Raw genomic sequence first — 24882 nt, 5'->3', positions numbered from 1 at the left:
CAGAACTTCGTCATGACCGGGAAAGCGAGCGTGTATTGCCGCCGAACCCAGGCTAACCACCTGCCTGCAAGGCAGGACGGCCTGGATGCCCGACGCAAGACCGATGATGACATCGCATGTTGAGCCGATTGCTAGGACGGTGTTGCGCTGTTGGCAAGACGCCTTTGCACCGTATTGTTCTGCCGTGAGGAGCCGTCACAGTGCGCGCAACATCGCTATGGCCGGCAAGAATCGGAGCCGTCGCGGCGAAACGCCCACGGCCAACAGCGAGTCGCAATCTTTGGCAGTTCTACTCGATGACGCCGCAGGCGATGCGGCCCCCGGCCTCGCCGGTCGGATCGGTCTTGTAGTCGTCGGGTGCCGCGTGAACGACGATGGCCGTGCCGTCCGGCTTCAGAACCGAATTCGGCTTATCCTTGTCCAGTGTGATGGCGGTACTGACCACTTCGAGCTTTAATTCGCCGGAGGCAGGTATGACGATGTTCGGCAGGTCTCCGGCGTGATGGCCATCCGCCGCCATCATGCCGTGCTTCTTGCTATCCGGATTGAAGTGCCCCCCTGCCGACGTGAATGGCGCCTCGCATTTGCCGGCCGCGTGAATGTGGAATGCGTGATCGCCGGGCGGCAGGCCTTTCAGAGTGACCTTGAGCAGAACACCGTCATTGACCTGCATCAGTTCAACCTTCCCGACGTCAGCGCCTTCGGCGTTTTTCAGCAGAGCCTTGGCCGAATTGGCAGAAACCGCGGTCACGCTCAAGGCAAGAAAAGCCGTCGTCGCGAACAGGGCACGAGCGATCATGGGGAATCTCCGCTGCGGAATCAGGATTTCGGGAAAACGTCGATGCTGTCGCCCTTATATAGCAGCAGCTACCGACGGCGGCCAGTCACATCAAAGACCGCTGAAGGAATTGTAACCCTGATCCTCCCAATAGCCGCCCTTGTAGTCGTTGGTGACTTCCATCGCGATCACATACTTCGGATTCTTAAATCCGAGCTTGGTCGGGACCCTGATCTTCATCGGATAGCCGTACTTGCGCGGCAGGATTTCTCCGTCGAACTTGAAGGCCATTTGGGTCTGCGGATGCAAGGCTGTCGCCATGTCCAGCGGGCTGTTATAGCCGTCGACGTCGGCGCACTGAAACCAGCAATATTTCGCGCTCGTATCAGCGCCGATCAATTTGAGGAAATCGCGCAGCGGCGTCCCGCTCCAGCTTCCGATCGCGCTCCAGCCCTCGACGCAGACGTGCCGCGTAATCTGGGTGGCTTCCGGCAGCTGATAAAGTTCATCGAGCGCCCATGATTTCTTGTTGTCGACAAGGCCACGCACCTCGAATTTGTAGTCCTCGCCGTCGATATCAGGCGCCTCTGCCTCGGGATAGTAGCCGTTGAACGGAAACGGCCGCGTGATGTCGGCCTTCGTATAGGTCGGCGCCAGTGTGTTCGGGTTGAAAATCGCGGCTTGCACCTTGTCGTTGAACTTCGAAATCTGAATCAGCAGGCGTTCCGCCGAGAAACTGTCGGATACCTCACATCCGGTCAGGAACGTCAGTGCACCGAGGCTCGCCCCGCCCGAGATGAAGCGGCGGCGTGCCGGATCTGGCAGCAATTTCGCGGCGTCCTGGACCAGAAGCTGCTTGTCGACGCCCGGGATCAGAAGCGAACGGAAACGGCGCATGGCTCAAATTCTCCTAGAGCATTTTCCGGCTAACGGGACTCCGGGTAGCCGCAAGAAATGCTCTTATTCAATAACTTGCGCGTATTCTGATCGCAAAACCGGGATCCAAGTTTGCAGAACACACGCTAACGCCCGATGATCATGGCGCGCAGGCTCTTTGGCACCAGCAGCGCGAGCGCGACATGTACGACTAGAAAGGCCACAATCAGCTCCATGCAGATGAAATGCACATAGCGCGCGAGGTCATAATCGCCGAACAACGCCGTCAGCCATTGAAACTGGACCGGCTTCCAAATCGCAAGACCCGACAGCACCACCACGATCCCGACGACGATGACGAGCACGTACAGGAGCTTCTGCACCTGGTTATACCGCGATAGATCGTCGTGCCGCAGCTTGCCGGTCAGCGCAGCCCTGGCATCCGCGGCCACGCCCGAGGGCGTAATCGGCAGCAGCTTGCGACGAAAGCGTCCGGTGGCAAAACCCAGCACGAGGTAGATGAGGCCGTTGACCATTAACAGCCACATCGCCGCAAAGTGCCACAGCAGTCCGCCCGCGAGCCATCCGCCAAGCGTGACAAAAGGCGAGAAGGTGAAATCGAATAGCGGCGAGGCATTGTAGATCTGCCAGCCCGACAGGATCATCACGATCATCGCCGCGGCATTGATCCAGTGAAAAATACGTACCCACGCCGGCTGGATCGCCTTGGCGGGTTGAGATACGGCCAGGCGATCATCGGCTGAAATTCTCGTCATGGCTCCATCCAGATATTCACTTGCCCCGTCAGGTAAGGAAGCCTGTAGATATTCTACGATAGAACTCGACAGCATTCCCGCACATCATCTCCGGCGTGCGAGATATCCGCTTCACAAAAACGGGAGCCGGGCCGCCTGCCCGCTCATCGGCTGCCTTGCAAAGAGCAACCTTGTTATCCAAACCTGCCGCCGCCACCGTAATCGCGCTGCGGATATATGATCGCTAACGGGAAACCGTCATGAACGCCAACCTGTTTTCGCGCCTGTTCGACGATCTCGACGACGCGGACCGACTCGCGATCGAAACCCCGGAAGGACGCCGCATTAGCTATGGTGATCTGATCGCATTCTCGGGACAGCTGGCTAACGTCCTGGTGGCCCGTGGCGTCAGGCCGGGTGATCGCGTGGCGGTACAGGTCGAAAAGTCGGTGCCAAATCTCGCGCTCTATCTCGCGACCGTTCGTGCCGGCGCGATCTATCTGCCGCTCAATCCGGGCTATACGCTCAACGAACTCGACTTCTTCATCATCGACGCCGAGCCGGCGCTGGTGGTCTGCGACCCCTCGAAGGCGGAGGGCATCCAGGTGATCGCATCGAAGGTGAACGCCACGGTCGAGACGCTGGACGCCAAGGGCAAGGGATCACTGACCGACGCCACCACGGCGACAAAGCCGGACTTCATCACGATTGTGCGCGGGGGCGACGACCTTGCAGCGATCCTCTATACGTCAGGCACAACCGGGCGATCCAAAGGGGCGATGCTGACGCACGATAATCTGACATCGAACGCTTTAAGCTTGGCAGATGCGTGGCGCTTCACCGAGAAGGACGTGCTGATCCACGCGCTGTCGATCTATCACACTCACGGATTGTTCGTTGCCAGCAACGTCACGCTGTTTGCACGCGCTTCGATGATTTTTCTTCCGAAGTTCGATCCGGATACTGTCATCAGGATGATGACCAAAGCCACCGTACTGATGGGCGTTCCAACTTTCTACACTCGCCTGCTGCAATATCCGGCAGTGACGAAAGATTCCACTCGGCACATGCGACTGTTTATTTCCGGCTCGGCTCCGCTACTCGCCGACACTCACCGCGAGTGGTCGGCCCGCACCCGTCATGCCGTGCTCGAACGTTACGGCATGACGGAGACCGGCATGAACACATCGAACCCCTATGACGGCGAACGCGTTCCCGGTGCTGTCGGCCCTGCGCTGCGAGGAGTTTCAGTCCGCGTCACCGATCGGGAGACCGGAAAGGAACTGCCGCGCGAGAGCGTCGGCATGATCGAGGTCAAGGGTCCGAACGTGTTCAAGGGCTACTGGCGGATGCCGGAGAAGACCAGGACCGAATTCCGCGACGATGGCTTCTTCATAACGGGCGACATCGGCAAAATCGATCAGAGGGATTATGTGCACATCCTCGGCCGCGGCACGGACCTCGTGATCACCGGAGGCCTCAATGTCTATCCGAAGGAAATCGAAAGCGAAATCGATGCGCTGGCGGGCGTGATCGAGAGCGCCGTCATCGGCGTACCTCACCCGGATTTCGGGGAGGGCGTTACGGCGGTCGTAGTTCGCAGCAAGGACGGAGGTCTCGCGGAGGGACAGGTACTGGAAGCTCTGAATGGGCGACTGGCGAAGTTTAAGATGCCGAAACGCGTGATCTTTGTCGATGAACTGCCGCGCAACGCCATGGGGAAGGTGCAGAAGAACATCCTGCGTGACGCCTATGCCGGTCTATACAAGCAAAGCTAGGCCGTCACGAGCCAAAGGCCCCTGGCAGCTTTCGGCCGCATGATGTTAATGAAATGTGAAGGCATAGTTCTGAACAGCTATTCGCAAATGGCGATTTTGAGCGTTGCACAGGCTGGCTTAACTCCATAAATATATGAACAGAATTGCTTGTCGCGGATCCCAACCGGGCTTGCGCCGCTTGCCCGCAACCAGCGAAGCCATCGATGACCGTTAGGATCGAACGCCCGCTTTCACCGCACCTTCAGATTTACCGCTGGACCCTGACGATGGCATTGTCCATCGTTCATCGCGCCACCGGTGTGGCGCTCTATTTCGGAACGTTGCTGCTGGTCTGGTGGTTGATGGCCGTGTCATCCGGGCCGGGCGCGTATGCCGCGGTCCAGTCCTTTACGTCGAGTTGGGCGGGACGTCTGATTGCATTCGGGTACACATGGGCGCTGATGCATCACATGCTGAGCGGCGTTCGTCACCTCGTTTGGGATCTCGGTTACGGATTCAAGCCGACCGAACGTGAGTGGCTGACCCGGGCAGCGTTGATCGGCGGCATTCTACTCACGGTACTGCTCTGGATCGCCGCTTATGCGATCGGAGGCGGAGGACGATGACCGTACAGCCGCCACCCGGCGCGAAGTCCATGCGGACGCCGCTGGGGCGGGTTCGTAACCTCGGCTCCGCCCATTCCGGTACAACGGATTTTTGGCGCCAGAGGCTCACTTCGGTCGCCATGATCTTGCTCATCGTACCGATGGTCGTGGTCATGATGATATTGCTCGGCCGCAACCAGGCAGGCGCAGCGCAGATTCTTGGCTCGCCGCCGATTGCCATCATCATGCTGCTATTCGCAGTCGCCAGCATCTGGCATATGAAGATCGGGATGCAGGTGATTATCGAGGACTACGTGCACGACGAGAAGCTGAAACTGGCGTCGATCATGGCGAACAACTTTTTCTCCGCCACCCTGGCGCTGACCGCCGCTTATGCCATCTTCAAACTGTCATCCGGAGTTTAGTTCATGGCCGGAAACGGCAACGCGGCGGCGGCCGTCAACGGCAAGGCCTACCCCATCGAAGACCATACTTATGATGTCGTCGTCGTCGGGGCCGGCGGGGCCGGCCTGCGGGCCGTTGTGGGTTGCGGTCAGGCCGGCCTGCGCACCGCCTGCATCACCAAGGTCTTTCCCACCCGTTCACACACGGTAGCGGCACAGGGCGGTATTTCCGCCTCGCTCGGCAACATGCACAAGGATGACTGGCGCTGGCACATGTACGATACCGTAAAGGGATCGGACTGGCTCGGCGATCAGGATAGTATCGAGTACATGGTGCGTAACGCTCCGGAGGCGGTCTACGAACTCGAGCATTGGGGTGTTCCGTTCTCCCGCACCGAAGACGGCAAGATCTACCAGCGCCCATTCGGCGGCATGACCATCGATTACGGCAAGAGCCAGGCCCAGCGCACCTGCGCCGCCGCCGACCGTACCGGCCACGCTATGCTGCACACAATGTATGGCCAGGCGCTGCGCCGCGATGCCGAATTTTTCATCGAGTTCTTCGCCATCGACCTGATGATGGACGATCAGGGCGCCTGTCGCGGCGTGATCGCGCTGAAGCTCGACGATGGCACGCTACATCGCTTCCGCGCCCAGACCACCATTCTCGCAACCGGCGGCTATGGACGCGCCTATGCTTCCTGCACTTCGGCGCACATCTGCACCGGCGACGGCGGCGGCATGGCGCTGCGCGCCGGCCTGCCGTTGCAGGACATGGAATTCGTCCAGTTCCACCCGACCGGCATCTACGGTTCGGGCTGTCTCGTCACCGAGGGTGCGCGCGGCGAAGGCGGCTACCTTGTCAACGCCGAGGGCGAACGCTTCATGGAGCGCTATGCGCCCTCCGCCAAGGACCTCGCCTCGCGTGACGTCGTCTCGCGCGCGATGACGATCGAAATCCGCGAAGGCCGCGGCGTCGGCAAGAAAAAAGACCACATCTTCCTGCACCTCGATCATCTCGACCCGAAAGTGCTGCACGAGCGGCTGCCGGGCATCTCAGAGTCGGTGAAGATCTTCGCCGGCGTCGACGTTACCCGCGAGCCGATACCGATTCTGCCGACCGTTCACTACAACATGGGCGGCATCCCAACCAACTTCCACGGTGAAGTGGTCACCAAGAAGAACGGCGACGACAATGCAGTCGTGCCGGGCCTGATGGCGGTGGGCGAAGCCGCCTGCGTCTCCGTGCACGGCGCTAACCGCCTCGGCTCCAACTCGCTGATCGATCTCGTGGTGTTCGGCCGCGCCGCCGCCCAGCGCTGCGCCGAAAAGCTCACGGCCAAGGACAAGCAACCCGATCTGCCTGCGAATTCCAGCGAGATGGCGCTCGGCCGCCTCGACAAATTTCGTTACGCCAAGGGCGGCACGCCGACCGCCAGGCTGCGCGAGAATATGCAGCGCGTGATGCAGGCCAACTGCGCAGTCTTCCGCACCCGGGATATCCTGACGGAAGGCCAGAAGCTGATTCACGAAGTGTACGAGGGAAGTACCGACATCGCCGTGTTCGATCGCTCGCTGGTATGGAACACGGACCTGATGGAGACGATGGAATACGACAACCTGATCTCTCAAGCGGTGGTGACGATGGATTCCGCCGCTAACCGGACCGAAAGCCGCGGCGCCCACGCGCGGGAAGACTACCCGGATCGCGATGACCAGAACTGGATGAAACATACGCTGGTCCGGCTCAGCGATCACGGCCTTACCACGATCGACTACCGACCGGTACACGACTACACGATGAGCAACGACGTTCAATACATTCCGCCGAAGGCGCGGGTGTATTGATCCGAAACCAAATGTCATCCGCGCTGACCCGCGCATCTATGACCTTCGCGAGCAGAGGGATTGCCGGATCAAGTTAGCAATGACGGACAGACAGCAAGGACGCACCGATGGTTAAATTCGCGCTTCCGAGAAATTCAAAGCCCACCAGCGGCAAGACCTGGCCGAAGCCGGAAGGCGCGACCGAAACGCGCGAATTCAGGGTCTATCGCTGGAACCCGGACGACGACGAAAATCCAAGAGTCGATATCTTCCATATCGATGTCCATGAGTGCGGCCCGAGGGTGCTCGACGGTCTGATTTGGATCAAGGACCACATCGACCCGACATTGACCTTTCGCCGTTCCTGCCGCGAAGGCGTGTGCGGTTCCTGCGCCATGAACATCAACGGCCAGAATACGCTGGCATGCACCAAGTCAATCCACGACATTTCCGGCGACGCGGTGAAAATCAATCCGCTGCCACATCAGCCGGTTGTGAAGGACCTCGTCCCCGACCTGACAAATTTTTACGCGCAGTATGCCTCGATCGAGCCGTGGCTGAAGACCGCGACGCCAACCCCGCAGAAGGAATGGCGGCAGAGCCGCGAGGACCGCGAAAAGCTCGACGGTCTTTACGAATGTATTCTGTGCGCCTGCTGCTCGACATCATGTCCGAGTTATTGGTGGAATAGTGATCGCTTTCTCGGTCCCGCCGCGCTGCTGCAGGCGGCACGATGGATCACCGATTCGCGCGACGAGGCCACCGGCCAGCGGCTGGACTATCTTGAGGATCCGTTCCGGCTCTATCGTTGCCACACCATTCTGAACTGCACCAAGGCGTGTCCGAAGAATCTGAATCCGTCGGAAGCCATCGCCACGCTGAAGTTGAAGCTGGTCGAGCGCCAAGTTTGATTCCCGCGCGATGCGGTCCCCGCGGGCAGCGCTCTCCATGAGCCAAAAGTGCTCATAGCACGATAACGGATTCGCCGCCGGGCGACGCCCGCACACGTTGTCTGGACCGTTTCAGTGCAGGTCAGAAAATCCGCGGTCGGCCGCACGAACGCGGGCGATCCGAATGAAAGCATCGCCATTCACCCTGTGACTGCCAGCCCCGCGCTAATCGCCGTGGCCTGCTGCTGTCGCGCGATCCTCATCAAGCACGACTGACAGCCCACGCGTGCAGCGGTAAAGCGCCTGATCTCAACCTTAAGTCGATAGCATGTTCGCAATCCTTCATACCAACGCTCCCTGTAAGTTTCATGACCAGCACTTGCGACTGCAATACGCGGCCTCGGAACATCACACCGCGGAAGTTGTTAGCTACTTGGACAATGAGCGCGAATGGAGAGCTTGATGGGTGATGAACCGACGGAAGTGCCGCACCCGAAACCGGGCCGTCCGACGGAGCCGCCTCGCGAAGACCCGCCCGGAAGTCCCCAGCCAGGTCCAGACATTCCGCCGCCGAGGCAAGAACCGGACACTCCCGCGCCTCCGCAGGAATTACCCGGTCAGCAGCCGGACGAATTACCGCCGCGGAGTCCTCCGACGCCGCCAGCGCAACCTCCCGCCACGATGTAGTCGCCGAACAAACGTGAATGCGATGGAGATTCGATCCATATGGGCCGATGATGTCGCGTGCACTTGATCCGTAGGCATGAATAAATCGAGCGTTGCTCATGATGGCTGCCACATTGCAGCCTTATCGCTATCGGTTGATCGCGTTCCTGCCACTGGCAGCAGGCTTGAGTCTGTTGCCAAAATTTCTCTTGGAAAAAAGTTGTCATGACGAATTTTCGCTTGGTCCTGCTCGCCACGTCGGCTCTCACTGTCTCCTCGCTGATGACGACGCCTTCACAGGCGCAATCCGGACCGGTCCAGTTTGCGCAGGCGGCGCCATCGGCCGAGAGTGGAGACAAGGAAAAGCGGAAAGAGCCGCCGAAAGCTGCACCTGCTCGTCCGATCCCGCCGCCCGGCGCACCTGCGCGACCCGCGGCTCCCCCGCCCCATGCAGCGCCGCCCCCAGCGCCACCACCGCCAGCTACCGTACGGCCGACCGCGCCGCCGCCACCGCATGTGACGCCGCCGACGGCTGCGCCGTCGCGGCCGGCGACACCACCTCAACACGCAACGCCTCCCGCTCCTCCGCCCGCGCCGAAAGCTGCGCCGACGGCGCAGCCGGCTACACCTCCGGCAGCTCCGAAGCCACCGGCGCCCCCAGCCGCCGCACCGCCATCTCAGTCAAAGAGCGCGCCGCCTCCGGCCGCGACAAAATCCGCACCGACGCCCCCTGCTTCGACCGCGCAGCCCTCGATGCCGCCTGCCGGCGCGGAGCCGAATACGATGCGTCGCGACGAACGAGGCCGTGGTGGTAGGTCCGGCCGCGATCCAGGCGGACCTGGAGCTTCCGGTGACCGCCAAAAGGGCGTAGCGCCCGCGCAGACAACCTCGACACCCGGCACGACTCCCGTAGCGCCAAGCGCTGCCCCAACGTCGCCTCGCGCGGCACCGGCTTCGCCGCCATCCGCACCGGCGACTCCACCCGTGGCCGCTCCGGCAGTCCCTGCCACCACCACCAGCCCGAACGGGACCAAGGCCGGATCCGAGCCTTCCACCCCCGGCAGCCGGACCGCAAGGCCTACAGGCGTGCCCGACTCCCGTCAGGCACCGCCAACCGTCGCGGCGCCTTTGCCGCCGCCGCCGCCGGTCGCCGACAAGGTCGTTGCGCCCGGAGCGTCGTCACAGGGGCCACGCCGCATCGAGGATTTCCGCTCTGCGCGGCGGGAGACCCAGCAGGATGGCCGCACCATCATCACCGAGCCAGGCCGCGTCATCGTGCGCGATCCGAGCGGGCGTTCGTTCATCCAGCACAACGAAAGTGATCGTTTCCGTCGCGGCGCGCGGGATTTCCGGCAGGAGCGTATCGGCAACGACACTCGCAACATTGTGGTGCGACCAGACGGCACGCAGATCATCACCGTCAACGATCGCGATGGACGGATGCTGCGACGAATCCGCCGTGACCAGCGCGGCCAGGAAGTGGTTATCATCGACAATGGACGTCGCGGCTACGGCGGCGGAGGCGGTTCACTCGCTGCAGGCGTCGCCGCCGGCATGGTGGCAGGTGCGATCGGCGGCTACTTCGTATCGTTGCCTCCGCCTCAAATAGGAATTCCGCAGGATCGTTACATTGTCGAGGCGGAAGGTGCGCCACCCGAGTTGATCTACGACACCTTGATGGCGCCGCCCGTGGAGTCGATCGAGCGTCCTTATACGCTCGACGAAGTCCGCTACAGCCCGATGGTGCGCGCGCGAATGCCGAGCATCGATCTCGACACCATCAATTTCGAGACCGGATCGTGGGATATCCCGGACGATCAGGCCGCGAAACTGCAAGTGATTGCCGACGGCATCAACCGTGCGATCGCGCGCAATCCGAGCGAAGTGTTCCTGATCGAAGGCCACACCGATGCGGTGGGCAACGACGTGGACAACCTGTCGCTATCGGATCGCCGGGCGCAATCGGCTGCGGAATTGTTGACGCAGCAATTCCAGGTGCCGGCTGAGAACCTGGTAACGCAGGGCTATGGCGAGCAGAACCTGAAGGTGCAGACTGACGGTCCCTCTCGGGAGAACCGGCGCGTTACGGCGCGGCGCATCACGCCGCTGTTGAACGGCGGGCAGGCCTCGGCGTCCCCGCCGCCGCACGACTGATCGATGACAATATTAAAATGAAAATGGCCGGGAACAGTCCCGGCCATTTTACTATGAACGACGAATTTTTGAAGGAGAGATTAGATTGACTTTCCCACTATCACATCCTCTCATTCTCAATGAGAACCCACGATGTAAATAGTTTTCAATTTCATCGGATCGGACAACAATTTGGTTTCGGCTATGATGCTTCGCTCCTCCAAGTTTGGGATCGGCCATCCGGTAGAAGCCATCCTCATACTTGTGCGGGACGAATTTCTCACCTTTCAATGAAAAAGCGTTCCCATGCCATTGACTACAGGCCCAGCTTCTTCCGGCGCTGGCCGAGCGTGCGCAGCCGCAGTGCATTGAGCTTGATGAAACCGGCCGCGTCGCGATGATCGTAAGCCACAGCTCCTTCCTCGAAGGTGACGAGGTCCTGATCGTACAGTGAATATTCGCTGTCGCGGCCGACAAGAATGACGTTGCCCTTGTAGAGTTTCAGCCGCACCTGACCGGTGACGTATCGCTGACTCTGGTCGATCGCGGCCTGCAGCATCTCGCGCTCCGGCGAGAACCAGAAGCCGTTGTAGATCAGCTCGGCGTATTTCGGCATCAATTCGTCCTTCAAATGCGCCGCGCCACGATCCAGCGTGATCTGCTCGATGCCGCGATGGGCGACGAGAAGGATGGTTCCGCCCGGCGTCTCGTACATGCCGCGCGATTTCATTCCGACGAAACGGTTCTCGACCAGATCGAGCCGGCCAATGCCGTTGGCGCGACCGAGTTCGTTCAGCTTCGCGAGCAAGGTGGCGGGAGACATCTTCATGCCGTCGATGGCAACAGCATCCCCCTTCTCGAAATCGATCGTGATGTAGGTCGGCTGATTCGGCGCTGCCTCCGGGTCGACGGTGCGTGAATACACATAGTCCGGCACCTCCTGCGCCGGATCTTCCAGCACCTTGCCCTCGCTGGAAGCGTGCAGAAGATTGGCATCAACGGAAAAAGGCGCTTCGCCGCGCTTGTCCTTGGCGATCGGAATTTGATGCTGTTCAGCGAATGCGATCAGTTGCTCGCGCGAGCGCAAGTCCCACTCGCGCCACGGCGCGATGATGGTGATGTCAGGCTTCAGCGCATAATAGCCGAGTTCGAATCGGACCTGATCGTTGCCCTTCCCGGTCGCGCCATGAGACACTGCGTCAGCGTCGACCTTCTCGGCGATTTCGATCTGCTTCTTCGCAATCAGTGGCCGCGCGATCGAGGTGCCGAGCAGATATTGGCCCTCATAGACCGCATTGGCGCGGAACATCGGGAATACATAATCGCGAACGAATTCCTCACGCAGATCCTCAATGAAGATGTTCTCGTCCTTGATTCCGAGCAACTGCGCCTTCTTGCGCGCGGGCTCCAGTTCCTCGCCCTGACCGAGATCGGCAGTGAAGGTCACAACCTCGGCGCCGTAGGTGGTCTGCAACCATTTCAGGATAATCGAGGTGTCGAGCCCGCCCGAATAGGCGAGCACCACCTTCTTCACATTCTTATTCATGAAAACCCTATGGATTTCTGTAACTACAAAATTCGGCGGGACTATAGGCGGAACCGGACCCCGTGCAAGGTCCGAACGCTCATACCGGCTTCTCCGGCGCGGGTACGGGGCCGACATCACGGCCTCGCCATCGCTGCCGCGCCCGATAGCCGGGCCAGGCGAAGCGGGTCAACGCGGCATCGATCTCTGCGTCGCTCTTGCGAGTCGATGGCCAGCGGTAGATGTAGCCGTGAACCAGCCAGATCACCAGAAATGCCACCAGACCCGCCGTCGCCACGTCGGTGAAGAAATGACCGCCGAAGGCCATCCGCAGCACACTGGTAACTGCGCCGAACGTGACCGCACCCGCATAGGCCAGCGGTCGCCAGACGGGTGGCGTCAGCGCCGCCGGCGCCAAGGTCCAGAACGCGGTCGCACCCTCGCCGGAAAAGAAGGAACAGTTTCTGCCGCATTCGCCGCGTGGGTCCCACCATGGCATGAATTTCCAGGGGCCATTGAATTCCGTCACCATCACCGGCCGCGGCCGACCCCAGTAGCTCTTGAACGTCAGGTTGGTCAGGATTCCTGCGCTGAGCAGCATCGTGATGAGTAGAAATGCAACGGCCCGACCAGACATCATCAGCGGACGATCCGGGCGGAACATCTTGACGACCAGCGCGATGATCGCAGGGACCGCGAACCCCCACGCCACCCACATCGCGGCATTGCGCGCGAACGAGGCGAGCGCATCTGACTTGAGCGGAAAAGTCTTGGTCGCGGAATCATAAAACAGCGCCGCTAGGCGGAGGTCGTATTCGGGATGGATCCCGAACGCGACCCCGATCACGAGCGCAAGTCCAAGCGCAATGATTAATCCGGCGCGGTTCATGAGCGCGGTTTAGCCGACGGCAACAGGCATGAAAAGGCCAAGGCGGCTCAGGTCCGCAACGGCAAATCCGGAGGCCGCGGATCGCGTGGAGCTTTCCGCCACGCGCCGGCATTCCGCCCCGCGATCAGCCAATAAATGAAGCCGGCGACGACCCCGGCCCCGGTCATGATTTCGAGATGGCGGCGCACAATGCCTTCAAAATGCATGGTCCCAGGATCGAACGGAATCAGGCCAAGGTAACAGGCCGCACCACAAATCGCACCACCAACGGCGTAGGCCAGTATGCCCCGGATAGAGAAGGCTTCGGTGAGGAGGACCACGATCATCGCCGGCAGCAACGCAAAGCCGCTGGCGAAGATGAATCCGAATCCGAGAACGATGTCCAGCGTATCCGGGTTGGGCGGTGCGACATCGAGATTGCTGAACTCGGGATACAGCAACGCCACCACAATGATGGTGCCCGCAACGAGGCACGTCGCGAGGAGTCCGAACAGAATCGCGAACAGCCGGCCTATCAGGGACAAGAGAAACTCAATCGGTTTTTGGGCATGATCTTATCCGAAAACCGGTTCCCACTTTTCGGGATCATGCCTCAATCCGTCATCGCCATGGCACGAAGCGCCTGACGCTCACGAGCCGACAGCTTCTCGGTTTCGGACTTGAGTTGCCCGCAGGCGGCCAGAATGTCGCGGCCACGCGGCGTACGCACCGGGGAGGAATACCCGGCATTGAACACGTATTCGGAAAATTTCTCGATCTGATCCCAGTCCGAGCATTCGTAACGCGTGCCCGGCCACGGATTGAAGGGAATCAGGTTGATCTTGGCGTGGATACCCTTGAGCAGCTTCACCAGCCGCTTGGCGTCATCGAGCGAATCGTTGACACCCTTCAGCATCACATATTCGAACGTGATCCGCTTGGCGTTGGAGGCCGCCGGATAATCACGGCACGCCTGCATCAGTTCGGCGATCGGATATTTGCGGTTCAACGGCACCAGTTCGTTGCGCAGCTCGTCGCGCACCGCATGCAGCGAGATCGCCAGCATGACGCCGATCTCCTCGCCGGCGCGAACGATGTTCGGCACCACACCGGACGTCGACAAAGTGATACGACGCTTCGAGATGCCAATGCCTTCATTGTCGGCGACAATCAAAAGCCCATCGCGAACCGCGTCGAAATTATAAAGCGGTTCGCCCATTCCCATCATCACGATGTTGGTGACAAGACGATTGCCGTGCGGCGTCTCGCGGTCGGCCCAGTCGTTCAAACGATCGCGTGCAACCATGATCTGGCCAACGATCTCGCCCGCCGTCAGATTGCGCACCAGGCGCTGGGTTCCGGTGTGGCAAAAGGAACAGTTCAGCGTGCAGCCGACCTGCGACGATACGCACAGCGTGCCGCGGTCGGTCTCAGGAATGTAGACGCATTCGACTTCATGCGGCTTCTCCAGATCATGACCGCTCGGCAGCCGCAGCAGCCATTTGCGTGTTCCATCGCTCGAAATCTGTTCGGCAACCACTTCGGGCCGATCGACCGTGACGTGTTTTTCAAGTTCGGCGCGCAGGTCTTTCGACACACTGGTCATTTCGGCGAAAGTTTGGACGCCGCGGACATACATCCAGTGCCAGAGCTGCTGCACCCGCATCCTTTGTTGCTCCCGCGGGATGCCGATGGTGGCGAGCCGTTCGGAAATCTCCGCGCGCGTAAGGCCGATCAGTGACGGCTTCGCGGGCGGAACGTAGGTTTCAAGTGCGACTTTCTCCAAAGGAGCGCCACCGGTCGCCGTTTCGGGCGCAACCGGTTTGCTCGCGGCGATGGCGATCTCAGTCGACACAGTGCTCAGGTTGCCGGGCGTCTCATTCATGTGCATGACATAAGCTTTCCAGGCCCCGCTGAAAAGCCGACAAATGCTGCAATGGTAACGGCGCTAGTGCTTGCAATCCTGCACGATTTTGTCCAGCGCCTGAGACAGCCCCTTGAGGGAAAAGACGTCCGTGGTTTGCGTTCCCTTGGAAGACACGCCCTTGACGGTCGCGTCCGTGCCCTTGCGCATGGCATCGATCAGCCGGTCTTCATCGGCGGCGTTCTTGATCCAAATGCCGTCGCCCTGGGCGTACATTGCGTAGCTCGCACCGGCGACCTCGAGCGTGGCTTCCGAACCCGGTTTGAGTGTATAGCCCATCGTGACCGACACTTCGTTCGTCACTTTCTCGGCCGGCCGGGTCGAAACGAAGGCGTAGGCCGGATCGCGCGGCCGATTGGGCGGATTGGTCTTTGAGGATGTCGGTTTGGCGAGAGCGAAGCACACCTTCTTGCCACTAGACGACGCGGTATACGCACCCCACGCGCCGAACTGTCCGAGCAGCGTTGGCTCCGAACTGCCGGCTGTCGGTGCGCTGAATGCGGGAGCAAGGCCGAGCCCACCTGCGAGCAGACTTCCCACCAGAACTGTCAGCAATTGCCGCATAGACATCATCAAATCTCGTCCTTCATCATTTGTGACTGGAAGATGGCTTGACGTGCGCGGTTCACACATCATCGGGAATAACTGGAAACGCCTGATCTGTGAAGGCGGTCCATCCTTGCGGCTTGCGTCACGATTCGCAAGCTCTCCGCATCGCCTCGTTGGGCTGCAACAATAAAGTCGCGCACGGTCGCGTGAGGGAATCACGCATCCATAGCGACCGCGACGAAAGCGTCGCCGTCGCAATGAAGCGCAGCATTGTTCAAGGCGGTTACGCCACTTCGTTCTTTATTCCGCGCTTCAATGCCGCGCGCGCGGCCTCACGATGCTCTGGCGTGATATGCGCAGCCACAATCCTGATCGCCGTCGCAAGCACCGCGGCATCGTCGGTGAAGCCGAGCACCGGCAACATGTCGGGAACAAAATCAAGCGGCAGGACGAAGTAAGCGATGGCGCCGAGCAGGGACGCCTGCACATGACGCGGCGTCTGCTTGTCGAACGCGCAATAGTAGGCGGCCAACAGGTCTTCGGCGAACGGCACATGAGCCACGACGCGCTTCAGCTTGCTCCAGAACCGCCGGCGCACGCTGTCGCGATCCTGCGCCAGCCGATCGGCTGGCTCAAATCCCACACTGTGTTTCGATGCCATCATCCGGGTTCCTGAAACATCATGGCGCGGTTCGCCAAAATCGTCTTTACCACGTGGGAACTCTGTTTCTCCGTTGCAAGATCGGCATTGGCCCGTTCACGTCCCCTGGGGCTGTTTTGCGATCGCGTTCATCGCCTCGGCGAGCTTGATGTCGCGCTCGGTGACGCCGCCGGCGTCGTGGGTCGCGAGCACGACCTCCACCGTCTTGTAGACATTACGCCACTCCGGATGGTGATCGCTCTTTTCGGCAACCAGCGCGACACGCGTCATGAAGCCGAAAGCCTCGTTGAAATCCCGGAACGTGAAAGTACGCGTAATGGCCTCGCGGCCCGCGACCCGCGACCAACCCGACAGCTCATTGAGTGCTGCTCTTTGTTCTTCCTCCGACAGTCGCTTGGCCATTTTTGTCTCCTTCTTGATTGGAACATTCGCTCGCTTCGTATTGACCCGTTTTTCGGGCGAAGCGGTACCCGCCACGCGCAAAAACTACATGAAATGTTGCTTCCTGGCTGAATCGAGCATATAAGAGCTATTCACAATGTATCTTATAAGAAGCGCGTGCTGGATTTCGGCCTCGCCGGGAAATCTCGCCCTGGAACGACCGGAAGGCATAGGATCCGGTCCTATATCGTCGTAGTCCCGCACCGGGTCGGCCAGCGTTCCTGCTGGCAGGGTGACATGATCATCTTGGCTGCGGTCTTTGTTTAGGTATACGACCTATATCAGGCATGGGTATTCGCGGAATCGCGCTTACGTCAGGTTTCCGCCGATGCCCGTCGCGCTTCTATCCTGCCTTCGCGGAGTCTTGGAGATGACCTTCGTTGTCACCGAAAATTGTATCAAATGCAAATACATGGATTGTGTAGAGGTATGTCCGGTCGACTGCTTCTACGAAGGCGACAATATGCTCGTCATCAATCCTGATGAGTGCATCGACTGCGGCGTGTGCGAGCCTGAATGTCCGGCCGAAGCCATCAAGCCTGACTCCGAGCCGGACCTTGAAAACTGGCTCAAGCTGAACGCCGAATATGCCGCGGTCTGGCCGAACATTACGATCAAGCGCGATGCTCCCGCCGACGCGAAATCTTTCGACGGCGTTGCGGACAAGCTGGAACAATATTTTTCGGCAAATCCCGGTCAGGGCGACTGAGCGAAGGTGCTTGCGGTCAAGAACATCAACGTGAAGCGAGCCTATGAGGCTCCCGATACGGATGATGGCACGCGGATACTGGTTGATCGCTTATGGCCCAGGGGTCTCCGAAAGACGGACGCCGCTATCGATCGGTGGATAAAAGGCATCGCGCCCAGCACCGATCTGCGCAAATGGTTCGGGCATGATCCCGCCCGCTGGCAGGAATTTCGGCAGCGATACGCGGATGAGATACAGGAACACCCGGAAGAGCTCGACGAACTGCGCGCCTGCGCACGAGCCGGCCGGATAACGCTTGTCTTTGCGGCCCACGACGAAACACGCAACAATGCGGTGGTCTTGAGAGACGTTCTTCTCGGCCGTATCAGTTCGAGCCCTTCCTCTTGATGGAATCTGACGCGTTTTTTCACGCGAACCGTTCCATCCTCGGGTCAGCCTAAGGACATGCTTCGCTCGAAAACGCCATAGCCATGCCCGCCGCACAATCATTTACAGGTTTGATCGCTCACATCGAGCATCCATCAATCGCTACCCTCCGCGGTCGAACGACGCAGTCCCCGCTCGACAATGCGGGCAAGGCGCTTGGAAAACTCAAGTGCATCACTGGGGCGATCGCCGTCGAGAACGCGCGCGTCGTCGAGCAGCATTCGCGCGGTGTCCTCCTTGAACTCGCTATCACTTTCCCCGAGCGCTGCCAGCGAAGCGATCAGCGGATGACGCGGATTCACCTCGAGCACCGGCTTGGATACGCCGGCCAATTGTCCAACACCGACGAGAATTTTTTCCAGTTGCCGATCATAACCTGACTCGGACGCGACAAGGCAGACCGGGCTGTCGGTGAGACGCTCGGACGAGCGAACGTCCGAAACCAGGTCCGCGAGTGTCGTCTTGAGGAAGGCAAGGAACTCCGCGACACCCGCGCTGACGTCCTGCGAAGGCTCGGGGCTCGCGTCGAGGCGCGAAATTGCCGCCAGATCCGCCGCTCCCTGCGTCACGGATTTGAACGGCTTTCCCTCGAAGCTCGGTCCAGACGTGACCCAAAAGCTGTCGACCGGATCGGACAGCAGCAGGACCTCCACGCCGCGGGCGCGAAAGCCCTCCAGATGGGGCGAGGCTTCGAGACGCGCGGCATCCTGCCCGGCGAGATAGTAGATCGAGGTCTGATTTTCCTTCAGCGCGCCGACATAGTCCTTGAGGCTTCGCAGCGATCCGGCCGTGGTCTTGAAGCGTGAGAGCCCCAGGATGGTGTCGCGCCGGTCGGCGGCATCGTAGATGCCCTCCTTGAACATCGGACCGAAGGCCTCCCAGATTTTCCCGTAAGCCTCCGCGTCTTTGTCGGCAAGCTTCTCCAGTTCGCTGAGGATACGGCCGGTCATGCTTTTCTTGATTGCGGCCAGGATCGGGCTTTCCTGAATCATTTCGCGCGAGATATTGAGCGGAAGGTCCGCCGAGTCGACGACACCGCGCACGAATCGCAGATAGCGGGGCAGTAGATCGGCATCGTCAGTGATAAAAACGCGCCTCACGTAAAGTTTGAGCTGCTGCTTCTTGTCCGGCTCGAACAGATCGAAAGGCCGGTTTTGCGGTACGAACAGGAGCGCCGTGAACTCCTGTCGTCCCTCGGCGCGGAAATGCACCGTCAGCGCGGGTTCGTCGAATTGGCCTGCGACGCTGCGGTAGAAATCGGCGTATTCGGAAGCGTTAATCTCGCCGCGCGGCTTGGTCCAAAGCGCCGCGCCATCGGCAATCTCGGTCGGAGCGGCGCCGGGCTTCTCGACGAGTGCGATCGGGACCGGCACATGACCCGATTGCTCCCTGATCATTTGTTCAAGCTTCAACCGATCAGTATATCCCGTGGCGTCTTCGGTAAGATGAAGCGTCACACGGGTTCCTCTCGCAGGGGCTTCGCTTTCATCCACAGGCGTAACCGTGAATGTGCCCTTCCCATCCGATGACCAGCGCCATGCCTCTTTGGCGTCCGCACGCCGTGAGATCACATCGACCTGATCCGCCACCATGAAGGCCGAATAGAAGCCGACCCCGAACTGACCGATCAGAGCGACGCCGTCGCCCGACTCTGCGGCCTGAGCCTGCTCAATGAAAGCCTTAGTGCCTGACCGGGCGATCGTTCCGAGGGCGTCGACCATCTCGTCCCGGCTCATGCCGATACCGTTGTCCTCGACCGTCAGTTGCCGCCGTTCCGCATCAATGGTTATGCAAATCTGCGGCCTGGTCTCGTCTGCCAGCAATGTGGGATCGCTGATCGCTTCATAACGCAGACGCTCGCAAGCGTCGGCCGCGTTCGAAATCAACTCCCGCAAGAACACGTCTTTGTCGGAATAAACCGAGTGCACCATCATCTGGAGCAGCTTGGCCACATCCGCTTCAAACACCCGGCTTTCGGCCGCACCATCCTTGTCGATTGTCGAAGTCATATTGTTTACCCTCGATCAACTTGACGCAAAAATCAGCGTGATTCAGAAACTTGAAATTGTTGTTTCCGCGGATCCGGTCAAGCGAAGTTCTGAACCACTCACACGATAAGATGCTGGTGTCTCTTTGAGACTGAAGTTCACATCATAGGTTTGCAAAGAATACGCGAATTCTGGAACCGGAACCGGGGATGATATAGAAAAAATGCGGGCGTCATTCCAGTGCGTCGCGCCTTGCGCTTAGCCTCGGCCTGTCAGCCGGACGGGAAGGGTGAGGGCTCGATCGAACCCCTCTTCGATCGTCAAACCGCAACAAAACTATGCCAGCCAATGTCCGGGGAAACTCATGCGCCTCGGAACGGGGCACTCAGTTTAGAACAAACCTAATTTTGTGCTGTAGTAAAGCCAGGTCGGCTTCGCTAAACAATTTTCGCCTACCTGAGGGGTGCCGCCCGCGCCTCTTGAATTTGCGGAATTCTGGCCCGGCGACGAGATAAATGGACAATCCGGATCGATTGACTGTCGAGGGCAACGAACTCTGGCAGCGAAAGAAGCGTCGCGCTTTCTTTATTAATCAGCTCTATCAGTGGCATTGGATCAGCTCAGGCCTCTGTTTGATCGGTATGTTGCTGTTCGCCCTGACCGGAATTACGCTGAACAATGCCGGTCAAATCGAATCCAAGCCCGCGGTTGCGATGCGTCAGGCACAACTGCCACAGGCGCTGATCGCCGACCTGACGTCTGATCCAGGCGAAACCAAGGCGGCTCTGCCGCCGAGTATCAGCGAGTGGTTGCGGCGCGAGGTCAACGTCAACACCGCCGGACGCGACACTGAATGGTCGCCCGATGAGGTTTATGTCGCCCTGCCTCAGCCTGGCGGCGACGCATGGCTCAGCATCCAGCGCGACAGTGGTGCGGTGTCGTATGAGATCACCAGCCGCGGCTGGATCGCCTATCTCAATGATTTGCACAAGGGTCGCCACACCGGCAAGGCGTGGAGCTGGTTCATCGACGTGTTTGCCGCCGCCGCAATCATTTTCTGCCTCACCGGCCTGTTGCTTCTGCAGCTTCATGCCAAACGGCGCCCGGCCACCTGGCCCGTCGTGACCATGGGACTGATTATTCCGACCCTGCTCGTTGTTTTTCTCATTCATGGCTAGAAGGTAAACAATGCGTCTCCTGATTTCCGCCGCACTCTCGACCCTTGCCGCAGGCTCGTCGCTGGCCTCCGAGGCGACGATCAGCATAGATATTCCCCAGCTCGCCGTCGCCGAGTACCACAAGCCTTACGTCGCCATGTGGGTGGAACAGGCAGACGGCGGCAAGATCACCAACCTCGCCGTGTGGTACGACGTCAACCACAAGAAAAACGAGGGTACGAAGTGGCTCAAGGACATGCGGCAGTGGTGGCGCCGCTCGGGCCGCGAACTGACGATGCCCGTCGATGGATTGTCCAGTCCAACCCGCGCGCCCGGTACCCATCAGATCAAGTTTGATAGCGCCGGCAAGCCGCTCGAAGGACTGCCCCCCGGCAAATACCAGCTCGTCATCGAGGCCGCTCGCGAAGTCGGCGGCCGTGAGCTGCTGAAAATCCCATTCGAATGGCCGCCGAAAGCCCCGGCAACCAGCGAAGCCAAGGGTGAACGTGAGCTTGGCACAGTCACATTGAAATTGAATCCATAGAGCTTTCGCTTCTGATGAAATCAGAAGCGGAATTCTCAATTCGATCTGACGCGTTTTCTTCACGAGAGCCGGTATTCACGTCGTTCGAAAACGCTCTGATCCGCGCGCCTACGAAGACGCCGTGCATTTATCGCTTTCACAGCTTTCATGGAAAGGATTTCGCCATGACCAACCACCTCAAGTTCGCATTGATCGCTGCGGCGGTCTCGCTGCTTGCCCTGCCCGCGCAGGCTCACCGCCCCTGGCTGCTGCCATCGGCAACCGTGCTGTCCGGCCCTGACCTCTGGGTCACGGTCGATGGCGCCATCTCCAACGACCTCTTCTATTTTGAACATAACCCGTTGCCACTCGACAACCTCACGATCGAGGGCCCCGACGGCAAAGCCGTCGCGCCGGAGAATCTGACTAAAGGCCACTTCCGCAACACCTTCGATTTCAAACTGGCGCAACCCGGCACCTACAAATTGATGTTGACCCAGCAGGGTCTGTTCGCCAGCTATAAACTGGACGGAGAGAACAAGCGCTGGCGCGGCAAGCCTGACGAACTAGCCAAGGCCATTCCCGCCAAGGCGACCGACGTAAAGGTCACGGAAAACCGCAGCCGAATCGAATCCTTCGTTACATCGGGGAAGCCCTCAGTTGACACACTGAAACCAACCGGCGTCGGACTCGAGATGATCCCGGTGACGCATCCGAACAGTCTGATGGTTGGAGAGAAGGCGACGTTCCGTCTCGTAATGGACGGCCAGCCCGCCACTGGTGTCGCGGTGGAAATTGTTCCCGGCGGAATCCGCTATCGCGATACACTGAACGAGAGCAAGGCAACGACCGACGAGACCGGCACCTTCAGCATCACCTTCCCGGATCCCGGTTTCTACTGGATGAAAGCATCAGTGCAAGACGACAAGAGCAAGATCAAGGACGCCCAGCGCCGCAGCACTTACATCACCACGGTCGAAGTGCTGCCGCAGTAACCACGCCCATGACGGCGTCGATCACGCGGCGTGTGGCTATCCCGACAATCCCGGAGATGCCGCACGCTGCACCTGCGGGCGAGCGCATCCGAGAGCTGGCCGGCTCGACCATGGGCACCACCTGGTCGGTCAAGTTTGTTGGCTCGTCGACAAGCGTGCAAACGGTGAATCGGATGATTCCGCTGGCCCTCGAGCGCGTGACCGCGCAGATGAGCCCGTGGGAAAGCCAGTCCGACATCAGCCGGTTTAACCGCTTGGCGCTGAACCAATGGCAGGATCTGCCACGGGAATTCGGCCGCGTCATGGCGAGCGCGCTGCGCATCGCGGCGGAATCCGGCGGCGCTTACGATCCCACCATGGGAGCGCTGGTCGATCTCTGGGGTTTTGGCCCGAGCGGCTCGCGCGGCTCGCCGCCACCGTCTGATGAGGTTGCTCGACGCCACAGAGAATGCGGATGGCAACAGCTTGACCTCGATACCAGCGCCCGACGCCTGCGGCGATCCAATTGCGGACCGCTTGATCTCTGTGGCATCGCCAAAGGATTTGCGGTCGATCTGGTGGCGGAAACGTTGGGCGAGCTTGGGATTCACAACGCGTTGGTGGAGATCGGCGGCGAATTGCGAGGCCACGGCGTGAAACCGGACGGCAGCCCGTGGTGGGTCGAGATCGACCGACCGGAGCGGTCGACGACCGATGTCGCCGCCGAATCGATTCTGGTCGCATTGCACCAGCTTGCGATCGCGACGTCCGGATGCGAACGCGGTTTCACACGCGGCGCGGACCACTTCTCCCACACCCTGGATCCGCGAACCGGATGGCCGATCGCTAACGGCATGATGACTGCGACGGTCCTGCATCGCTCGTGCATGGAAGCGGATGGCTACGCCACGGCGCTGATGGTGCTGGGACCGGACGCCGGTGTCGATTTCGCCGTCAAGCACGAGCTTGCGGCGCTTGTCCTCTTTAGGCACGGCGATGCCGTCACTGAACTGACCACACCGGCTCTCGATGCCATGCTGGCGTAATCGTCAGATCGCCGCCTTTGTTGACGAACCTGGAATATAAACGTGGTCATACTTCACGAACGCGACGTAGCGGCATGTCGCGCGGATAAGGATTCCGATTTTGAATTTCGTTCGGCCACTATGCCGACGTGGCGAGCTTCGCCGTACTGGTCCTGATCGTGCGTGCGCTATGAGCAGCGCGTTCCGACCCCGAGCTATCCACGTTTACGGAATACGCCGGAAGCTCATCCACCAGCGCAATCGCCTCCCGCAGAATATCGACACCGGCATCGGCCTTCACAGCGTTCTCGGCAAGATAGCGCCGAAACGCCCGTCCCCCCGGCACGCCATGAAACGCGCCGACAAGATGCCGGGTGATGGAATGCAACCGCGCGCCGCCTGCCAGTTGATCTTCGATGTAGGGTATCATGGCCTCCAGCGCACGCTTCATCGTCGCGTACGGAGCTGCCTCGCCGAAGAGCTCGGTATCGACTTTCAGCAGAAGCCGCGGCTCGTGATAGGCAGCGCGACCCAGCATGACGCCATCGGCATGCGCCAGATGTTGTTTCGCTTCCGAGATCCCGCCGATGCCACCGTTGACAATGATAGGCAGGTCGGGAAGCGAGGCTTTCAACCGGTAAACCCTGTCATAATCCAGCGGCGGGATATCGCGATTTTCCTTCGGAGATAGTCCCTGGAGCCAGGCTTTCCGCGCGTGGACGATCAGCGCATCGACGCCGGCGTCGTTGACCTTGCGCGCGAATGTGTCAAGGCCTGTTTCCGGATCCTGGTTGTCGATTCCGATTCTGCACTTCACGGTGACCGGAATAGACACTGCGCGTTTCATGGCGTTGACAGTCTCGGCAACGACGTCCGGCTCAGCCATCAAACAAGCTCCGAACCGGCCGTCCTTCACCCGGTCTGACGGGCAGCCGACATTCAGATTGATTTCGTCGTAACCGAAATCCTCGCCGATCTTTGCTGAAGTAGCGAGATCAACTGGATTCGATCCACCAAGCTGGAGCGCGACCGGGTGTTCGACGTCGCTGAACCCAAGCAACCGATCGCGCGCGCCATGAATCACCGCGCCGGTCGTGAGCATTTCGGTATAGAGCCGCGCCTTGCGCGCGAGCAGGCGATGGAACACGCGGCAATGCCGATCGGTCCACTCCATCATCGGGGCGACGCTAAATATGGATTCATATTTCTTTGCAGATTTTTTCATTCTAACCAATATCTTACAGGCGCGGATGACGAAGCGCTGTGGGCTTGAACTCCACGCTGGGCGATGCGATCGACAAGTACATCGCCATGCCGCGGAAGGAAATCGGTAAAACGAAAGCTCAGGTGCTGCGGTCGATCAGACCTGCCGCATTGCGAACATGGATTGCACCGACATCAAAAGCACCGACATCATCGCA

At 59.9% G+C, this 24882-nt stretch carries 25 protein-coding genes; 13 read left to right on the top strand and 12 right to left on the bottom strand.

Annotated features, from left to right (window positions below):
• Nucleotides 1-289 precede the first annotated feature (289 nt).
• From GGQ85_RS09660 to GGQ85_RS09650, 3 genes are all read right to left on the bottom strand, one after another.
• Complete coding sequence (locus GGQ85_RS09660) at nucleotides 290-799, bottom strand: superoxide dismutase family protein (protein WP_309774301.1); 510 nt, start codon at nucleotides 797-799, stop codon at nucleotides 290-292.
• 90 nt (nucleotides 800-889) lie between these two features.
• A complete protein-coding gene (locus tag GGQ85_RS09655) occupies nucleotides 890-1675 on the bottom strand; it encodes a molybdopterin-dependent oxidoreductase (protein WP_309774300.1) in 786 nt (261 codons plus the stop codon).
• A gap of 125 nt (nucleotides 1676-1800) precedes the next feature.
• Nucleotides 1801-2430: a cytochrome b/b6 domain-containing protein gene (locus GGQ85_RS09650; protein WP_309774299.1), complete on the bottom strand. Its 630-nt coding sequence runs from the start codon at nucleotides 2428-2430 to the stop codon at nucleotides 1801-1803.
• Nucleotides 2431-2669: 239 nt separating this feature from the next.
• Between GGQ85_RS09650 and GGQ85_RS09645 the strand changes: the two genes are divergently transcribed.
• The 7 genes from GGQ85_RS09645 (at nucleotide 2670) to GGQ85_RS09610 (ending at nucleotide 10712) form a co-directional block, all read left to right on the top strand.
• A complete protein-coding gene (locus tag GGQ85_RS09645; protein WP_309774298.1) occupies nucleotides 2670-4187 on the top strand; it encodes a malonate--CoA ligase in 1518 nt (505 codons plus the stop codon).
• A 203-nt stretch (nucleotides 4188-4390) separates the two neighbouring features.
• Nucleotides 4391-4792: a succinate dehydrogenase, cytochrome b556 subunit gene (gene sdhC, locus GGQ85_RS09640; protein WP_079448063.1), complete on the top strand. Its 402-nt coding sequence runs from the start codon at nucleotides 4391-4393 to the stop codon at nucleotides 4790-4792.
• Nucleotides 4793-4821: 29 nt separating this feature from the next.
• The gene (sdhD, locus tag GGQ85_RS09635) at nucleotides 4822-5196 is read left to right on the top strand and encodes a succinate dehydrogenase, hydrophobic membrane anchor protein (protein WP_173816044.1); all 375 of its coding nucleotides are present in this window, start codon (nucleotides 4822-4824) and stop codon (nucleotides 5194-5196) included.
• A gap of 3 nt (nucleotides 5197-5199) precedes the next feature.
• Entirely contained in the window at nucleotides 5200-7023 is a 1824-nt protein-coding gene (gene sdhA / locus GGQ85_RS09630; protein ID WP_309774297.1) for a succinate dehydrogenase flavoprotein subunit, read from the top strand.
• A gap of 107 nt (nucleotides 7024-7130) precedes the next feature.
• The gene (locus GGQ85_RS09625) at nucleotides 7131-7913 is read left to right on the top strand and encodes a succinate dehydrogenase iron-sulfur subunit (RefSeq protein ID WP_309774296.1); all 783 of its coding nucleotides are present in this window, start codon (nucleotides 7131-7133) and stop codon (nucleotides 7911-7913) included.
• A gap of 764 nt (nucleotides 7914-8677) precedes the next feature.
• Complete coding sequence (locus tag GGQ85_RS09615) at nucleotides 8678-9373, top strand: hypothetical protein (RefSeq protein ID WP_309774295.1); 696 nt, start codon at nucleotides 8678-8680, stop codon at nucleotides 9371-9373.
• A gap of 169 nt (nucleotides 9374-9542) precedes the next feature.
• A complete protein-coding gene (locus GGQ85_RS09610; protein WP_309774294.1) occupies nucleotides 9543-10712 on the top strand; it encodes an OmpA family protein in 1170 nt (389 codons plus the stop codon).
• Nucleotides 10713-11007: 295 nt separating this feature from the next.
• On the opposite strand, the gene GGQ85_RS09605 is transcribed toward GGQ85_RS09610, so the two are convergent.
• The 7 genes from GGQ85_RS09605 to GGQ85_RS09575 form a co-directional block, all read right to left on the bottom strand.
• The gene (locus GGQ85_RS09605; RefSeq protein ID WP_309774293.1) at nucleotides 11008-12237 is read right to left on the bottom strand and encodes an argininosuccinate synthase; all 1230 of its coding nucleotides are present in this window, start codon (nucleotides 12235-12237) and stop codon (nucleotides 11008-11010) included.
• 79 nt (nucleotides 12238-12316) lie between these two features.
• On the bottom strand, nucleotides 12317-13105 hold the full coding sequence (locus GGQ85_RS09600) for a phosphatase PAP2 family protein (RefSeq protein WP_309774292.1): 789 nt from the start codon (nucleotides 13103-13105) through the stop codon (nucleotides 12317-12319).
• 47 nt (nucleotides 13106-13152) lie between these two features.
• The gene (locus tag GGQ85_RS09595) at nucleotides 13153-13629 is read right to left on the bottom strand and encodes a hypothetical protein (protein WP_309774291.1); all 477 of its coding nucleotides are present in this window, start codon (nucleotides 13627-13629) and stop codon (nucleotides 13153-13155) included.
• Between the two features lie 68 nt (nucleotides 13630-13697).
• The gene (gene rlmN / locus GGQ85_RS09590) at nucleotides 13698-14969 is read right to left on the bottom strand and encodes a dual-specificity RNA methyltransferase RlmN (protein ID WP_244553567.1); all 1272 of its coding nucleotides are present in this window, start codon (nucleotides 14967-14969) and stop codon (nucleotides 13698-13700) included.
• Nucleotides 14970-15032: 63 nt separating this feature from the next.
• A complete protein-coding gene (locus GGQ85_RS09585) occupies nucleotides 15033-15581 on the bottom strand; it encodes an invasion associated locus B family protein (RefSeq protein WP_079448071.1) in 549 nt (182 codons plus the stop codon).
• 259 nt (nucleotides 15582-15840) lie between these two features.
• Nucleotides 15841-16218 (bottom strand): YkvA family protein, encoded by a 378-nt coding sequence (locus tag GGQ85_RS09580; RefSeq protein ID WP_079448138.1) that lies wholly within the window; start codon nucleotides 16216-16218, stop codon nucleotides 15841-15843.
• A gap of 96 nt (nucleotides 16219-16314) precedes the next feature.
• A complete protein-coding gene (locus GGQ85_RS09575) occupies nucleotides 16315-16638 on the bottom strand; it encodes a 4a-hydroxytetrahydrobiopterin dehydratase (RefSeq protein WP_309774331.1) in 324 nt (107 codons plus the stop codon).
• A gap of 391 nt (nucleotides 16639-17029) precedes the next feature.
• Here GGQ85_RS09575 and fdxA point away from each other — a divergent pair, with 391 nt between their 5' ends.
• Both fdxA and GGQ85_RS09565 read left to right on the top strand, forming a co-directional pair.
• The gene (gene fdxA, locus GGQ85_RS09570; RefSeq protein ID WP_079448139.1) at nucleotides 17030-17368 is read left to right on the top strand and encodes a ferredoxin FdxA; all 339 of its coding nucleotides are present in this window, start codon (nucleotides 17030-17032) and stop codon (nucleotides 17366-17368) included.
• Between the two features lie 6 nt (nucleotides 17369-17374).
• Nucleotides 17375-17755, top strand: coding sequence for a DUF488 domain-containing protein (locus GGQ85_RS09565; RefSeq protein WP_309774289.1), 381 nt, complete (start codon nucleotides 17375-17377; stop codon nucleotides 17753-17755).
• 134 nt (nucleotides 17756-17889) lie between these two features.
• On the opposite strand, the gene htpG is transcribed toward GGQ85_RS09565, so the two are convergent.
• Entirely contained in the window at nucleotides 17890-19803 is a 1914-nt protein-coding gene (htpG, locus tag GGQ85_RS09560; RefSeq protein WP_309774288.1) for a molecular chaperone HtpG, read from the bottom strand.
• Between the two features lie 494 nt (nucleotides 19804-20297).
• On the opposite strand from htpG, the gene GGQ85_RS09555 reads away from it, so the two are divergent.
• The 4 genes from GGQ85_RS09555 (at nucleotide 20298) to GGQ85_RS09540 (ending at nucleotide 23482) form a co-directional block, all read left to right on the top strand.
• Nucleotides 20298-20960 (top strand): PepSY-associated TM helix domain-containing protein, encoded by a 663-nt coding sequence (locus GGQ85_RS09555; RefSeq protein WP_309774287.1) that lies wholly within the window; start codon nucleotides 20298-20300, stop codon nucleotides 20958-20960.
• A 10-nt stretch (nucleotides 20961-20970) separates the two neighbouring features.
• On the top strand, nucleotides 20971-21483 hold the full coding sequence (locus GGQ85_RS09550; protein ID WP_309774285.1) for a DUF2271 domain-containing protein: 513 nt from the start codon (nucleotides 20971-20973) through the stop codon (nucleotides 21481-21483).
• 164 nt (nucleotides 21484-21647) lie between these two features.
• Entirely contained in the window at nucleotides 21648-22457 is an 810-nt protein-coding gene (locus GGQ85_RS09545) for a DUF4198 domain-containing protein (RefSeq protein ID WP_079448077.1), read from the top strand.
• Nucleotides 22458-22465: 8 nt separating this feature from the next.
• Nucleotides 22466-23482 (top strand): FAD:protein FMN transferase, encoded by a 1017-nt coding sequence (locus tag GGQ85_RS09540; protein WP_309774284.1) that lies wholly within the window; start codon nucleotides 22466-22468, stop codon nucleotides 23480-23482.
• 118 nt (nucleotides 23483-23600) lie between these two features.
• On the opposite strand, the gene dusA is transcribed toward GGQ85_RS09540, so the two are convergent.
• Nucleotides 23601-24686: a tRNA dihydrouridine(20/20a) synthase DusA gene (gene dusA, locus GGQ85_RS09535; RefSeq protein ID WP_309774283.1), complete on the bottom strand. Its 1086-nt coding sequence runs from the start codon at nucleotides 24684-24686 to the stop codon at nucleotides 23601-23603.
• Nucleotides 24687-24882 lie beyond the last annotated feature (196 nt).

It is taken from the genome of Nitrobacter vulgaris, from assembly GCF_031453995.1.
GTDB classification, from domain to species: Bacteria; Pseudomonadota; Alphaproteobacteria; order Rhizobiales; family Xanthobacteraceae; genus Nitrobacter; species Nitrobacter vulgaris.
Note: the sequence above shows the minus strand (reverse complement) of the source record. Positions and strands in the feature narration are given on the sequence as shown.

Coding starts and splice junctions, on each gene's coding strand:
- GGQ85_RS09600 (WP_309774292.1), bottom strand. CDS start 13,105: ATGAACCGCGCCGGATTAATCATTGCGCTTGGACTTGCGCTCGTGATC.
- GGQ85_RS09625 (WP_309774296.1), top strand. CDS start 7,131: ATGGTTAAATTCGCGCTTCCGAGAAATTCAAAGCCCACCAGCGGCAAG.
- GGQ85_RS09645 (WP_309774298.1), top strand. CDS start 2,670: ATGAACGCCAACCTGTTTTCGCGCCTGTTCGACGATCTCGACGACGCG.
- GGQ85_RS09555 (WP_309774287.1), top strand. CDS start 20,298: ATGGACAATCCGGATCGATTGACTGTCGAGGGCAACGAACTCTGGCAG.
- GGQ85_RS09585 (WP_079448071.1), bottom strand. CDS start 15,581: ATGATGTCTATGCGGCAATTGCTGACAGTTCTGGTGGGAAGTCTGCTC.
- GGQ85_RS09540 (WP_309774284.1), top strand. CDS start 22,466: ATGACGGCGTCGATCACGCGGCGTGTGGCTATCCCGACAATCCCGGAG.
- fdxA (WP_079448139.1), top strand. CDS start 17,030: ATGACCTTCGTTGTCACCGAAAATTGTATCAAATGCAAATACATGGAT.
- GGQ85_RS09545 (WP_079448077.1), top strand. CDS start 21,648: ATGACCAACCACCTCAAGTTCGCATTGATCGCTGCGGCGGTCTCGCTG.
- GGQ85_RS09605 (WP_309774293.1), bottom strand. CDS start 12,237: ATGAATAAGAATGTGAAGAAGGTGGTGCTCGCCTATTCGGGCGGGCTC.
- GGQ85_RS09650 (WP_309774299.1), bottom strand. CDS start 2,430: ATGACGAGAATTTCAGCCGATGATCGCCTGGCCGTATCTCAACCCGCC.
- GGQ85_RS09660 (WP_309774301.1), bottom strand. CDS start 799: ATGATCGCTCGTGCCCTGTTCGCGACGACGGCTTTTCTTGCCTTGAGC.
- GGQ85_RS09580 (WP_079448138.1), bottom strand. CDS start 16,218: ATGGCATCGAAACACAGTGTGGGATTTGAGCCAGCCGATCGGCTGGCG.
- GGQ85_RS09615 (WP_309774295.1), top strand. CDS start 8,678: ATGATGGCTGCCACATTGCAGCCTTATCGCTATCGGTTGATCGCGTTC.
- sdhC (WP_079448063.1), top strand. CDS start 4,391: ATGACCGTTAGGATCGAACGCCCGCTTTCACCGCACCTTCAGATTTAC.
- sdhD (WP_173816044.1), top strand. CDS start 4,822: ATGCGGACGCCGCTGGGGCGGGTTCGTAACCTCGGCTCCGCCCATTCC.
- GGQ85_RS09550 (WP_309774285.1), top strand. CDS start 20,971: ATGCGTCTCCTGATTTCCGCCGCACTCTCGACCCTTGCCGCAGGCTCG.
- GGQ85_RS09655 (WP_309774300.1), bottom strand. CDS start 1,675: ATGCGCCGTTTCCGTTCGCTTCTGATCCCGGGCGTCGACAAGCAGCTT.
- htpG (WP_309774288.1), bottom strand. CDS start 19,803: ATGACTTCGACAATCGACAAGGATGGTGCGGCCGAAAGCCGGGTGTTT.
- sdhA (WP_309774297.1), top strand. CDS start 5,200: ATGGCCGGAAACGGCAACGCGGCGGCGGCCGTCAACGGCAAGGCCTAC.
- rlmN (WP_244553567.1), bottom strand. CDS start 14,969: ATGAATGAGACGCCCGGCAACCTGAGCACTGTGTCGACTGAGATCGCC.
- dusA (WP_309774283.1), bottom strand. CDS start 24,686: ATGAAAAAATCTGCAAAGAAATATGAATCCATATTTAGCGTCGCCCCG.